This is a genomic window from Streptomyces violaceoruber, assembly GCF_033406955.1.
In the GTDB taxonomy this organism is placed as follows: domain Bacteria; phylum Actinomycetota; class Actinomycetes; order Streptomycetales; family Streptomycetaceae; genus Streptomyces; species Streptomyces violaceoruber.
Genome location: NZ_CP137734.1, coordinates 2,608,060 through 2,621,760, shown reverse-complemented (window position 1 = coordinate 2,621,760; position 13,701 = coordinate 2,608,060). Strand labels below are relative to the sequence as shown.

Annotated in this window: 9 protein-coding genes; 4 read left to right on the top strand and 5 right to left on the bottom strand. The window is 74.2% G+C overall.

Annotated elements, in window-relative coordinates; all coding sequences use genetic code 11:
• Positions 1-39: 39 nt before the first annotated feature.
• Genes R2E43_RS11305 through R2E43_RS11290 form a run of 4 tightly spaced genes read right to left on the bottom strand, consistent with a single transcriptional unit; the run spans position 40 to position 7,470 of the window.
• Positions 40-1,791 carry an ABC transporter ATP-binding protein gene (locus R2E43_RS11305; RefSeq protein WP_332056153.1) on the bottom strand — a complete coding sequence of 584 codons (1,752 nt, stop codon included), beginning with the start codon at positions 1,789-1,791 and terminating at the stop codon, positions 40-42.
• Positions 1,788-3,599 carry an ABC transporter ATP-binding protein gene (locus tag R2E43_RS11300; protein WP_003973549.1) on the bottom strand — a complete coding sequence of 604 codons (1,812 nt, stop codon included), beginning with the start codon at positions 3,597-3,599 and terminating at the stop codon, positions 1,788-1,790. The genes R2E43_RS11305 and R2E43_RS11300 overlap by 4 nt, the downstream gene beginning before the upstream one ends.
• On the bottom strand, positions 3,596-5,479 hold the full coding sequence (locus R2E43_RS11295) for an ABC transporter ATP-binding protein (protein WP_332056152.1): 1,884 nt from the start codon (positions 5,477-5,479) through the stop codon (positions 3,596-3,598). Before R2E43_RS11295 ends, R2E43_RS11300 begins: the two co-directional genes overlap by 4 nt.
• Positions 5,476-7,470 (bottom strand): ABC transporter ATP-binding protein, encoded by a 1,995-nt coding sequence (locus tag R2E43_RS11290; RefSeq protein ID WP_030870024.1) that lies wholly within the window; start codon positions 7,468-7,470, stop codon positions 5,476-5,478. The genes R2E43_RS11295 and R2E43_RS11290 overlap by 4 nt, the downstream gene beginning before the upstream one ends.
• Positions 7,471-7,641: 171 nt before the next feature.
• Here R2E43_RS11290 and R2E43_RS11285 point away from each other — a divergent pair, with 171 nt between their 5' ends.
• From R2E43_RS11285 to R2E43_RS11270, 4 genes are all read left to right on the top strand, one after another.
• Positions 7,642-8,544 carry an ABC transporter ATP-binding protein gene (locus R2E43_RS11285; protein ID WP_016327302.1) on the top strand — a complete coding sequence of 301 codons (903 nt, stop codon included), beginning with the start codon at positions 7,642-7,644 and terminating at the stop codon, positions 8,542-8,544.
• Positions 8,541-9,290, top strand: coding sequence for an ABC transporter permease (locus tag R2E43_RS11280; protein ID WP_003973545.1), 750 nt, complete (start codon positions 8,541-8,543; stop codon positions 9,288-9,290). The genes R2E43_RS11285 and R2E43_RS11280 overlap by 4 nt, the downstream gene beginning before the upstream one ends.
• Positions 9,291-9,379: 89 nt before the next feature.
• Complete coding sequence (locus R2E43_RS11275) at positions 9,380-10,633, top strand: sensor histidine kinase (protein WP_265699714.1); 1,254 nt, start codon at positions 9,380-9,382, stop codon at positions 10,631-10,633.
• Entirely contained in the window at positions 10,623-11,297 is a 675-nt protein-coding gene (locus R2E43_RS11270) for a response regulator (RefSeq protein ID WP_003973543.1), read from the top strand. Before R2E43_RS11275 ends, R2E43_RS11270 begins: the two co-directional genes overlap by 11 nt.
• A 51-nt stretch (positions 11,298-11,348) precedes the next feature.
• On the opposite strand, the gene glgX is transcribed toward R2E43_RS11270, so the two are convergent.
• A complete protein-coding gene (glgX, locus tag R2E43_RS11265) occupies positions 11,349-13,607 on the bottom strand; it encodes a glycogen debranching protein GlgX (RefSeq protein WP_193486968.1) in 2,259 nt (752 codons plus the stop codon).
• Positions 13,608-13,701 lie beyond the last annotated feature (94 nt).

Here is a 13,701-nt window from a genome sequence, read left to right as displayed (position 1 = left end):
GGAATCGTTGCCGTCGCGGTGCGGTTACTGTCCGGTCAGTCAGTAACCGGCGGACGGCTCCCCGTGCCAGGAGCCCCACAGGGCCGCGTACGCCCCGCCCGCCGCCACCAGCTCGTCGTGCGTGCCCAGCTCGGTCAGCAGACCGTCCTCCATCACCGCCACCCGGTCGGCGTCGTGCGCGGTGTGCAGGCGGTGCGCGATGGCGATGACGGTGCGGCCCTTCAGCACGGCGGCCAGCGCCTGCTCCGTGTGCCGGGCCGTCGTCGGGTCCAGCAGGGCCGTGGCCTCGTCCAGGATCAGCGTGTGCGGGTCGGCCAGCACCACCCGGGCCAGGGCGAGCTGCTGGGCCTGCGAGCCGTCCGGGGAGTGCCCCTTCGCGCCCAGCTCGGCGCCCAGGCCCCCGGGCAGCTCCCGCACCCATCCCTCGGCGCCCACCGCGGCGAGCGCCGCCCACAACTCCTCGTCGGCGGCCGCCGGTTCGGCGATCAGGAGATTGTCGCGGACCGTCCCCAGGAACACATGGTGCTCCTGGGTGACCAGCACCACCTGCCGGCGCAGCCGCTCCGGACCCAGGGCGACCACGGGCACCCCGCCCACCGTCACCGAACCCTCCGTCGGCGCGTCGACGCCCGCCAGGAGCCTGCTCAGCGTCGTCTTGCCCGCCCCCGACGGCCCCACGACCGCCAGCCGCTCGCCCGGCCGCACGGTGAGGTCCACTCCGCGCAGCACCTCACCGCCCCGGTCGTAGGCGTACCGCACCCCGGACACGTCGATACGGTCGCCGTCCGGAACCGCCGCCTCGTCCGCCGTCGCCCGCGGGGCCCGCGCCAGCCCCTCCACCCGGGCGAACGAGGCGGCACCGGCCTGCAGTTGCTCGACCCGCATCAGCACCTCGTCGAGCGGCCCCGCCAGCTGCTGGAGATACACGGCGCAGGACACCACCGCGCCGAGGCTCGCCGACCCGTGCGCGTGCAGGACCCCGCCGAGCAGCAGCACGCCCGCCACGGGAAGGACGTAGGAGATGTCCACCGCCGGGAAGAACACACTGCGCAGGAACAGCGTCCGCAACCGGGTGCGCAGCGAGACCTCCAGCGCCCCGCGGTTGGTGGCGACGCGCCGCTCGGCCAGCCCGAACGCCTCGACCGTGCGGGCCCCCGCCACCGTGGCCGCCAGGCTCTCCGCGACGTCGGAGTTGGCCGCGCCCTCGGCGAGGTAGGCCGCCCGCGCCCGGCGCAGGTACCAGCGCAGCGCGATCCAGGACGGAGTCAGCCCCAGCACCCCGACCAGGCCGAGCAGCGGGTCGAGCACGAACACCGAGGCGGTGAGGAACAGTGCCTGCACCGCGTTGACCAGCAGCTCGGGACCGGCGTCGCGCAGCGTCGTGCCGACGGCGGTCACGTCGGCGGTGCCGCGTGTCGTCAGGTCCCCGGACCCCGCCCGCTCCACGACCGACGCGGGCAGCGCCAGCGCCCGTTCCACGTACCGCTCCCGCACCCGGGCGAGGGTCCGCTCCCCGAACCGGTGCCCCACGTACCGTGCCCAGCGGGCCAGCAGCAACTGCGCCAGCGAGCACAGCAGGATGGCGAGGGCCATCCGGTCCACGGCGCCGACCCCGCCCCCGCCGCGCACCTCGTCGACGATCCGGCCCAGCAGCCACGGACCCGCCAGGCCGGCCAGTGCGGCCAGCGCGTTGAGACCGAGGACGACCGCGAAGGACCTCCGGTCGGTGCGCACGAGGCCGGCCGCGGCCCGGCGGACGTCGGCGCCCTCGGCGACGGGCAGCTGTGTCATCGCGCCGGTTCCCCTTCTTCGGCGGCCTCGCCGTCCTCGGCGTCCCGTGCGACCAGAGCTCGGTAACCCGGTTCGGAGTCCAGGAGTTCGCGGTGCGTGCCGGTGGCGGCGACCTTGCCGTCGACCAGGTGGTGCACGACGTCCGCGCGGTCGAGGAGCAGGGGCGAGGTGGCGGCCAGTACGGTCGTACGGCCCTGGCGGGCCGCTCTGAGCCGGTCGGCCACGGTGGCCTCCGTGTGGGCGTCCAGGGCGGAGGTGGGTTCCGCGGCGAGGAGGACTTCCGGGTCGGTCAGAAGGGCGCGGGCGAGTCGGATGCGTTGGCGTTGTCCGCCGGACAGGTCTCGGGCCTGGGCCGCGACCTGGGTCTTCAGGCCGTCCGGGAGGGCGCGGACGATGTCCTCGGCGGCGGCCGCGTTTATGGCTGCGGTGAGATGCGGCGCCTCGTCTGCCCCGGTGGGTTGTTGGCCGGGTGCGGGTGTGGGTGCGTTGTGGCTTGTCGCGCGGTTCCCCGCGCCCCTCGGGTCAGTGTCCGGTACGCCTATCACAGCGCTCAGGGTGCCTGCGAAAAGGTCGGCTTCCGGGTCCGCCACCAGGATGCGTGCCCGTACCTGTGTCAGCGGGATCTCGGTCAGCGGGATGTCCCCCCAGGTCGCGTCCGACGGGGTGTAGCGGCCCAGCCGGTCCAGGATGCCGGTGGCGTCGGACGGGTGGGCCGTGACCAGGGCGGTCAGGCGGCCGGGGGTGATCCGGACGCCCGAGGCCGGGTCGTAGAGCACCGAGGGTTCCGCGGGGGCGTCCCGGATGCCTTCGTCCGGGGCCGGTTCCAGGCCCAGGAAGGCGACGACGCGGCGGGCGGCCACCACGCCGCGGCTGAGCTGGTGGCCCATCTCGATGAGGAACGCCACCGGCCAGCCCAGCGCGACGACGTAGCCGTACACCGACACCAGTTCGCCCACACTGATGTGACCCTGCGCGGCCTGGCGGGCGCCCAGCCAGGTCACCAGGGCCAGGAACAGCACCGGCAGCCCCACCCCGAGGGCCTGGATCCAGCTGGTCACCGCGCCGACCCGGTAGCCCTGCTCGCGCAGTCGGCCCGAGTCCCGGCGGAAGGCGTCCGCGACCAGGCCCTTGCCGCCCAGCCCGTTCAGCACCCGCAGCCCGCCCGCGAGGTCGCCGATCCGCGCGGTCAGGACGGACTGCCGCTCCCGGTACTCCGCCTCCCTGCCCTGGAGCCGTCCCATGAGCGGGCCGAGGAGCACCCCGAGCGCCGGGACCCCGAGCAGCACCACCAGGGCGAGCCGGGGCGACACCGACAGCATCAGTCCGCCGACCGCCGCATAGGCGACGACCGCGCCGACGCCCGGCCCCACGGCCGTCAGGGACGTGCTGATCGTCTGCACGTCGCCCACCCCGATGGTGACGACCTCGCCGGTCCCCACCTGCCCGCGCAGCGCCGCGCCGAGCCGCGTGGCGTGCCCGACGACCACCTTCACCGTGCGGAAGTTGGCATCCATCCGCACCTTCGTCATCGTGCGGTGCCGCATCATGCCCAGCCACGCGTTGACCCCGCCGACGGCGACCATGGCGCCCGTCCAGCCCGCCAGCGCGCCCAGGTCGCCGGGCTCCAGACCGTGGTCGACGGCGCGGGCCATCAGATACGGCGTCGCCGCCAGCAGCACCATCCAGACACTGGCCAGCACCGCCCCCGCCAGGCACCGGGGCCACTGGCGCCTCACCAGCCACGCCAGGTACCGCCAGCCGCCGCGGCGGTCCGGAGCACCGGGGTCCTCGTATGCGTCGATCCTCACGCCAGGCTGTCCCGCCAGGCGCGGTGCAGATCCGCGAACCGGCCCGTACCGGCGATGAGTTCGTCCGGCGCGCCGTCCTCGACGATCCGGCCGTGCTCCATCACCAGCACCCGGTCGGCGATCTCCACGGTGGAGAGCCGGTGCGCGATCACCACCGCCGTACGGCCCTTCAGCACCGTCGTCATCGCCCGCTGCACCGCCCGCTCCCCGGGGATGTCCAGCGAACTGGTCGCCTCGTCCAGGATCAGCACCGCCGGGTCGGCGAGCAGCGCCCGCGCGAACGCCACGAGCTGCCGCTGACCGGCGGAGATACGGCCGCCCCGCTTGCGTACGTCGGTGTCGTAGCCGTCCGGCAGCGCGGCGATGAAGTCGTGGGCGCCGATCGCCTTCGCGGCCCGCTCGATCTCCTCCCGCGTCGCCTCCGGACGGCCGATGGCGATGTTGTCGGCGACCGTGCCGGAGAACAGGAACGCCTCCTGCGTCACCATCACCACCCCGCGCCGCAGTTCGGGCACGGCCAGGTCGCGCAGGTCGGTGCCGTCCAGCAGGACCCGCCCTGCGGAGGGGTCGTAGAACCGGGCGAGCAGCTTGGCCAGCGTCGACTTGCCGGCGCCGGTCGAGCCCACGACGGCGACCGTCTGACCGGCCGGGAGCGTCAGCCCGAAGCGCGGCAGGACCTCACCGCCGGTGCGGTAGCCGAAGCTCACCGAGTCGAAGACGACCTCGCGGCCGGGGTGCTCCGACTCCAGCGGCGGCAGCTCCTTCGGCGCGATCGGCTCCGGCACCGACGGCGTCTGGGCCAGCAGCCCGGCGATCTTCTCCAGCGAGGCGGCCGCCGACTGGTACGAGTTGAGGAACATGCCCAGCCGGTCGATCGGGTCGTACAGCCGGCGCAGGTACAGCACCGCCGCCGCCAGCACCCCGAGCGCCAGCGTGCCGTCCGCGACCCGGTAGGCGCCCCAGAGCACGATGCCCGCGACGGCCGTGTTGGCGACCAGGCGGGAACCGACCACGTAACGCGCCATCTCCAGCAGCGCGTCGCCGTTGGTCCGCTCGTGCCGGTGGTTCAGCACCGCGAAGTCGGCGTCGTTGGCGGCCTCCCGGCGGAAGGCGCGCACCGGCCGGATGCCGTTCATCGTCTCCACGAACTTCACGATCACCGCCGCGATCGCCGTGGACCGCTGCCGGTACACCCGCCCCGCGCGCCGCTGGTAGAGCCGCACCAGCGCGTACAGCGGCACGAACGACGCCACCGCCACGGCGCCCAGGCCCAGGTCCAGCCAGAGCAGCAGCGCGGCGATGTAGACGAAGGACAGGATGACCGTCACCAGCTCCTGGAGCCCCTCGTCGAGCAGCTCGCGCAGGGACTCCACGTCCGTGGTGGAACGCGAGATGAGGCGGCCCGAGGTGTAGCGCTCGTGGAAGTCGACGCTCAGCGCCTGCGCGTGCCGGAAGATGCGCCCGCGCAGGTCGAGCAGCACGTCCTGGCTGACGCGGGCCGCCGCCGCGATGAAGGCGTACTGGAGTCCGCCCGCCGCCAGCGAGCACAGCAGGTAGCCGGCGCCCACCGCGATCAGCGGGCCGTGGTCGTCGTCCCGCAGGGCCGGCACGGCGTGGTCGATGGCGTACGCCACCAGCAGCGGGCCCGCCTGCACGGCCGCCTGCTGGAGCAGCAGGAGGAGGACGGTGAGGGCGACCCGGGCCTTCATGGGCATCAGCAGGGAGCGCAGCAGGGCGCCGGTCGCACCCGGCGGGCTGGGCAGGACGTCCTGGTCGAAGCCGTCGTCGGCGGTGGTGCCGGTCCCCGCCTCGGCCGGGTCCCCGGGCCCGGGGCGCTCCGGCTGTTCCCTGTCCGGCGCGATGGCCGTGGGCGCGGTCATCGGCCGTCTCCTTCCTGGGGCCCCTCGTCGCCCTCGTGCCCGTCGGACCCGGACATCAGATGGGCGTACTCGGGGCTGGTGCGCAGCAGTTCGTGATGGGTGCCGACGGCGGCGATGCGGCCCTCGGACAGCAGGGCGACGCGGTCGGCGAGCAGGACGGTGGAAGGGCGGTGGGCCACGATCAGCGCGGTGGTGTCCGCGAGGACCTGCCGCAGGGCGGCCTCGACGGCGGCCTCCGTGTGCACGTCCAGCGCGGACAGCGGGTCGTCCAGGACGAGGAACCTCGGTCTGCCCACCACGGCCCGCGCGAGCGCGAGGCGCTGACGCTGGCCGCCGGAGAGGCTGAGGCCCTGCTCGCCGACCTGGGTGCCGGTGCCCTGCGGGAGCGCGTGCGCGAAGTCGGCCTGCGCGACGGCGAGCGCGCGGTCCAGCGCCTCGTCGTCGGCGCCCTCACCCGCACCCATCAGCACGTTCTCACCGACGGTGGCCGAGAAGAGGGTGGGCTCCTCGAAGGCCACGGCGACCATCGAGCGCAGCTCCTCGCGGGACAGGGCGGTGATGTCCTCGCCGTCCAGCGTGATCCGGCCCTCGGTCACCTCGTGCAGGCGCGGGACGAGCGCGGTCAGCGTCGTCTTGCCACTGCCGGTGGCACCGACCAGGGCCATGGACTCGCCGGGACGGATGTGCAGGTCGACGTCCGTCAGGAGCGGCGTGGAGTCGGGAGCGGCGTCGGGATACCGGAACCGGACGTGCTCGAAGCGCAGGCCCTGTGGACGAACGGCGTTGGCGCTGACCTCGGGGAGGGGGCGCTGCTCGCTGGACGGTGCCTCCCCCGGTGCCCGGACGGCCTGGGAGGCACCCCCATCGCCCACCCTCCCCCGCTCTCGGCTTCGCTCGAGCGGGGGGACCCCCATCGCCCCGGCGGCACGACCGCCCGCAGCCGGGTCGGCTTCCACCTCCGCGTCCATCACCTCGAAGTACCGGTCCGTGGCCGTCGCCGCCTCCTGGCTCATCGCCAGCAGGAAGCCGATGGACTCCACCGGCCACCGCAGCGCCAGCGCCGTGGACAGGAACGCCACCAGCGTCCCCGCCGACAGCGCCCCGTCCGCCACCTGGACCGCCCCGACCACCAGCGCCGCCCCGATCGCCACCTCGGGCAGCGTCACGATGACCGCCCAGATGGCCGCGAGCAGCCGCGCCTTGCGCAGCTCCGTGCCGCGCAGTGTGTGCGACAGCTCGTGGAAGGCGCGGGCCTGGCTGCGGTGCCGGCCGAAGCCCTTGATGATCCGGATGCCGAGCACGCTCTCCTCGACCACGGTCGTCAGATCCCCGACCTGGTCCTGCGCGCGCCGCGCCACCGCGGAGTACTTCTTCTCGAAGATCCCGCAGGTGATCATCACCGGGATGGCGGGCCCCAGGATGACCAGCCCGAGCGTCCAGTCCTGGACCAGCATGATGCCCACGCCGACCAGGATCGTCACGCCGTTGACCAGCAGGAACGTCAGCGGGAAGGCGAGGAACATGCGGAGCAGCATCAGGTCGGTCGTCCCGCGCGACAGCAACTGCCCCGAGGCCCAGCGGTCGTGGAAGGCCACCGGCAGGCGTTGCAGACGCCGGTAGAGATCCGCCCGCATGCCCGCCTCGACACCCGCCAGCGGCCTGGCCACCAGCCACCGCCGCACACCGAACAGCAGCGCCTCCGCCAGCCCGAGGAGCAGCAGGTACAGCGCCCCGAGCCACACGCCCGCCGGATCACCGTCGGCGACCGGCCCGTCCACCATCCACTTCAGGACCAGCGGGATCACCAGACCCACGCAGGAGGCGAGGATCGCTATGACCGCGGCCGTCCCCAACCGCGCGCGCACCGGTCGCACATAGGGCCACAGCCGCAGCAGGGCACGTACGGTGGAACGCTTCTCGGCGGCGTCCGGGACGGCGTCCGGGGCGGCGTCCGGGACGAGATCCGTGGCGGGTGCAGGTTTCGTGGGCATCAGCAGCGAGCCTACGGTTTGCCACTGACACTGCCCACCGAGTTTTCGGGTCCGCCCGGGGTCGTACGGAAGCCTCGCCGGGGTCGTACCGGCGCATCAACCGATCGGCTGATGCGCCTTCGAGCGCGTCGGCCGATGTGCCGGACCCCGGCCCGCCGGGACGCTGGTGCCATGCCCGTCATCGAAGTCACCGACCTGCGCAAGTCCTACGGGGGCCGCCCCGTCGTCGACGGTGTGTCCTTCGCCGTCGAGGAGGGCGAGATCTTCGGCGTCCTCGGCCCCAACGGCGCCGGCAAGACCACCACCGTCGAGTGCGTCGAGGGACTGCGCGTCCCCGACGCCGGCCGGGTCCGGGTCACCGGCCTCGACCCCGTCGCCGACCACCGGCGGGTCGCCGAGGTCCTCGGCGCCCAGCTCCAGCAGAGCGAACTCCAGCCCAAACTCACCGTCCGCGAGGCGCTGGAGCTGTACGCCGCCTTCTACCCGAAGCCCGCCGACTGGCGCCCGCTCGCCGAGCGGCTCGACCTCGTCCCGATGCTGGACACCCGGTTCGCCAAGCTCTCCGGCGGCCAGAAGCAGCGCCTGTTCATCGCGCTGGCCCTGGTCGGCGACCCGCGCGTCGTCGTCCTGGACGAGCTGACCACCGGTCTCGACCCGCGCGCCCGCCGGGAGACCTGGCAGCTCATCGAGGACATCCGCGCGGGCGGCGTCACCGTCCTGCTGGTCACCCACTTCATGGAGGAGGCCCAGCGGCTGTGCGACCGGATCGCGGTGATCGACCGGGGGCGTATCGCCGCGCTGGACACCCCGGCCGGACTGATCCGGCGCTCGACCGGCGCCACCGTCATCAGCTTCACTCCGTCCGCGCCGCTGGACGAGGCGGACCTGCGCGCGCTGCCGGAGCTGGCCTCCGCCGAGTTCAGGGACGGCCGCGTCACCCTGTCCGGCACCGACGAGACCGTCAACGCCGTCATCACCCTGCTCGCCCGCACCCGCGTCACCGCGCACCAGCTCCGGGTCACCGACACCACGCTGGACGACGCCTTCCTGGACCTGACGGAGGCCACCGCATGACCACCGACGTCTTCGACACCGCCGTACTGAGGACCGAGCTGCGCCTGTTCCGCCGCGAACCCGGCGCGCTGTTCTGGATGCTGGTGTTCCCGACCCTGCTGCTGGCGATCCTCGGTTCCATCCCGTCCTTCCGCGAGGCCGACCCCTCCTTCGGCGGACTGCGCCCGGTCGACGCCTACGTGCCGGTGGCGGTGCTGCTCGGCCTGACCGTCGGCGGCCTCCAGGGCATGCCGCAGGTCCTCACCGGCTACCGGGAGCGGGGCATCCTGCGCCGGATGTCCGCCACCCCGGTGCGCCCGGCGGCGCTGCTGTCCGCCCAGATGGCGGTGTGCGGCGGGGCCGCCCTGGTCTCGGCGCTGCTCGCGCTCGCCGTCGGACGGCTCGCCTTCGACGTGAGCCTGCCCGAGCAGCCCCTCGGCTACCTCCTGGCACTGCTCCTCGCCGTGCTCGCCGCGCTCTCCCTGGGCGCCGTGCTCTCCGCCCTGTCCCGCACCACGAAGATCGCCGGCGCGATCGGGTCGGCCGCGCTGTTCCCGGCGATGTTCTGCGCGGGCGTGTGGCTGCCGGTGCAGGCCATGCCGGACCTGCTGGCCCGGATCGTGGGCTGGACCCCGTTCGGCGCGGCCGCCCAGGCCCTCAACGAGGCCGCGGCGGGCGACTGGCCGGACTGGTCCCACCTGGCGGTCCTGGTGGGCTGGACGGTGCTGCTCACCGCGGCGGCCGCGCGCTGGTTCCGCTGGGAGTGACCGGAGAGACCGGAGAGACCAGAGAGACCGGAGTGAGGGGAGTGAGGGGAGTGAGCGAGGAAGGCGGCCGCGTGTCCGACAATGACGCCATGACGCGGACGGTGGCGGTCGACGAGCGGTGGGCGGCGTTCCACCGCTGGGGCCCGTACGCGCTGCTGGCCGTCGGGACGCTGGTCGCCTGGTCGGCCGCCGACGCCATCGGCATGACGACCGGCGAGCGGCGGGCGAGCGGCGCACTGATCGGCGCGGCCGTCGTGCTGCAACTGTGGTGGAACCGGGCGGCGCGCACCCGCCCCGGGCCGTCCCCGGCCGGCACCTGCTACTACGCCGTCCGCTGGGCCATCGGCTTCGCCCTCACCTGGCTGAACCCGCTGTTCGCCTTCTACGCGGTCGTCGGCTACTTCGGCGCCCAGTACCTGCTGCCCCGCAGGCTGTGCCGGGCCGGGCTGTTCGCCACCGCCGTCACCCTCGCGGGTTCGCAGTCCGGCGGGCTGCCGCCGAACGGGGTCATGGGCTGGGTGCTCTTCGGTGCGATCCTCACCGTCAACAGCATGCTGGTGGCCCTCTTCGCGCACTTCGCCGCGCTGGAGGAGGCCCGCAGCCGCGCCCGCGTCGAGACCATCGCCGAACTGGAGCGCACCAACGCCGCCCTCCAGCAGGCCCTCGACGAGAACGCCGCCCTCCACGCCCAGCTCCTCGTGCAGGCCCGCGAGGCCGGGGTCGCCGACGAGCGCAGGCGGCTGGCCGCCGAGATCCACGACACCCTGGCCCAGGGCCTGACCGGCATCATCGCCCAGCTCCAGGTCGTGGCGGCCGCCCCGGACCCGGCGCTGGGCCGGGAGCACCTGGACCGCGCCCTCGCCCTGGCCCGGCACAGCCTCGGCGAGGCCCGCCGCTCCGTGCACAACCTCTCACCGGTCGCGCTGGCCGAGGACGGACTGCCGGACGCGCTGAAGAAGACGGTGACGGAGTGGGGCGCACGCACCGGCGTCCAGGCCCGGTTCACCGTCACCGGCACCGCCGAGCACCTGCACGACGAGGTCGCCGCCACGCTGCTGCGCATCGCCCAGGAGGCCCTGTCCAACACGGCCCGGCACGCGGCCGCCGACCGGGTGGGCGTCACCCTCTCCTACATGGGCGACGAGGTCACCCTCGACATCCGCGACGACGGCCGGGGCTTCGACCCGCTGACCGCGCGGGAGTGCGGCCCCGGCGGCGGTTTCGGCCTGGACGGCATGCGGGCCCGCGCCGAGCGCATCGCCGGTTCGCTCACCGTCGAGGCGGAACCGGGGCACGGCACCGCCGTCTCGGCTCGCGTACCGTTGGTCCGCCATGACCGATGACGAAGCGACCGCCGCCGCGGTGGCCGACGACGCCGTGATCTCCCTGCTCATCGTCGACGACCACCCCGTGGTCCGCGACGGCCTGCGCGGCATGTTCGAGTCCGCGCCCGGCTTCCGCGTCCTCGGCGAGGCGGCGGGCGGCACCGAGGCGGTGGAACGGGCCGCCGCGCTCGACCCCGACGTGGTCCTCATGGACCTGCGGATGCCGGGCGGTTCGGGCGTGGCCGCCATCCGTGAGCTGACCAGGCGCGGCGCCCGCGCGAGGGTGCTCGTGCTCACCACGTACGACACCGACTCCGACACGCTGCCCGCGATCGAGGCCGGCGCGACCGGCTACCTCCTCAAGGACGCGCCCCGCGACGACCTGTTCACCGCGGTCCGCGCGGCGGCCCAGGGGCGCACGGTGCTGTCCCCGGCGGTCGCCTCCCGCCTGGTCTCCGCCGTCCGCGCCCCGAAGACCCCCGGCGCCGAGCCCCTCTCCGCCCGCGAGCGCGAGGTGCTCGCCCTGGTGGCGCGCGGCACCTCCAACAAGGAGATCGCCCGGGAGCTGTTCATCAGCGAGGCGACCGTGAAGACCCACCTCACCCACCTCTACGCCAAGCTGGGCGTCAACGACCGGGCGGCGGCCGTCGCGACGGCGTACGACCGGGGCATCCTCGGCTGAACGGGCCCGCGCCGCGGCGCCGATGCGCCCCGGTCGGCCGGGCCCGCGCCCTCACCCCGCCCTCAGCAGCAGCACCGTCCGCGCCGGGACCGTGATCTCCGCTCCCGCGGGGTGTGCGGTGCCCGGTGCCTCGCCCTGTTCCTCCTGCCCGGTGTCGACGACCACCTCGTACCGCTCCGCCCACGGGGCGCCCGGCAGGACGAAGCCGGCCGGCTCCCCGCCCGCGTGCAGCACGGCCAGGAAGCTGTCGTCGACGACCGGGTCGCCGTGCTCGTCGCGGCCCGGGATGTCCCGCCCGGACAGGTACATGCCGAGGGTGGCGGCGGGGGCGTACCAGTCCCGCTCCGTCATCTCCGTGCCGCCCGCGGTGAACCAGGCCAGGTCGCGCAGGCCGTCCGCGGAGTGCGCGCGGCCGGAGAAGAAGGCCCGCCGGCGCAGCACCGGGTGCCGGTGGCGCAGGCCGATCAGCCGGGAGGCCAGCGCGAACAGGGGGGCCCACTCCGGGTCGTCCCGCAGGCTCCAGTCCACCCAGCCGGTCTCGTTGTCCTGGCAGTAGGCGTTGTTGCTCCCGCGCTGGGTGCGGCCCATCTCGTCGCCCGCCACCAGCATCGGCACCCCGGTCGACAGCAGCAGCGTGGTCAGCAGGTTGCGGAGCTGGCGCCGCCGCAGCGCGCGGACCTGCGCGTCGTCCGTCTCGCCCTCCGTGCCGCAGTTCCAGGACCGGTTGTCGTCCGTGCCGTCCCGGTTGCCCTCGCCGTTGGCCTCGTTGTGCTTGCGCTCGTACGACACCAGGTCGCGCAGCGTGAAGCCGTCGTGCGCGGTGACGAAGTTGACCGAGGCGTACGGCCTGCGTCCGCCCCACGCGTACAGGTCGCTGGAGCCCGACAGGCGGTAGCCCATCTCCCGGACGTCCGGCAGCGCGTGCCGCCAGAAGTCCCGGACCGCATTGCGGTAGCGGTCGTTCCACTCGGTCCACAGCGGCGGGAAGGCGCCGACCTGGTAGCCGCCCGAGCCCACGTCCCACGGCTCGGCGATCAGCTTCACCCGGCGCAGCACCGGGTCCTGCGCGATCACCGCGAGGAACGGGGAGAGCATGTCGACGTCGTGCATCGAGCGGGCCAGCGCCGCGGCCAGGTCGAAGCGGAAGCCGTCCACGCCCATCTCGGTGACCCAGTACCGCAGCGAGTCGGTGATCAGGCGCAGCACGTGCGGCTGGACCACGTGCAGGGTGTTGCCGCAGCCGGTGTAGTCGGCGTACCGGCGGGCGTCGGGCTGGAGACGGTAGTAGCCGCGGTTGTCGATGCCCTTCAGGGAGAGCGTCGGGCCCAGCTCGCCCGCCTCCGCCGTGTGGTTGTAGACCACGTCGAGGATCACCTCGATGCCGGCCGCGTGCAGCGCGCGCACCATCCGCTTGAACTCGCCGACCTGTTCACCGGTGGTGCCGGAGGCGGCGTAGCCGGCGTGCGGGGCGAAGTAGCCGACCGAGTTGTAGCCCCAGTAGTTTCTCAGGCCGCGCTCCAGCAGATGGCTCTCGTGCGCGAACTGGTGCACCGGCAGCAGCTCCACCGCCGTCACGCCCAGCCGCGTCAGGTGCGCGATCGCCGCCGGGTGGGCGAGGCCCGCGTAGGTGCCGCGCAGCTCGGGCGGGATCTCCGGGTGGAGCTTGGTGAAGCCGCGCACGTGCAGCTCGTAGATGACCGAGTCCGCCCACGGCGTCTTGGGCCGCCGGTCGTCCGACCAGTCGTCGTCGTCATGGACCACGACGCCCTTGGGGACGTGCGGCGCCGAGTCGCGGTCGTCGCGCACGGTGTCCGCGACCCGCTGCTCCGGCCAGTCCCGCACGTGGCCGTACACCTCGGGCGGCAGACCGAAGTCGCCGTCCACGGCGCGGGCGTACGGGTCGAGGAGCAGCTTCGCCGGATTCCAGCGGGCGCCGGTCCACGGGTCCCAGCGGCCGTGCACCCGGTAGCCGTAACGCTGCCCGGGCCGGACGCCCGGCACGAAACCGTGCCAGATCTCGTGCGTCAGCTCGGTCAGCCGCACCCGGCTCTCCCTGGCGCCGGGGCCCGGCCCGTCGAACAGGCACAGCTCGACCGCCTCCGCCCCGCCCGCCCACAGGGCGAAGTTGGTCCCCGCCACCTGGTCCGGGCCGGTCCGGAACCGGGCGCCCAGCGGCACCGGGGTGCCCGGCCGGGCCGGCACGGCGGGCGGCGGAGCGGCGCGCCGCGCACCATTGACCACGACGGCGGGGCGCCCGTCCGCGGCGGCCCGCTCCCCGGGCACCGCCTCCCGCTCGGCTGCGCTGGACACCTGTCGGCCTCCCACGGCTCGTGGAACGACGTCCGGCAGGAGGGCGCACGGCGTCCCGGCCGCTGCTCCCCGTCGCGTCGTCCTCCCCACAGTT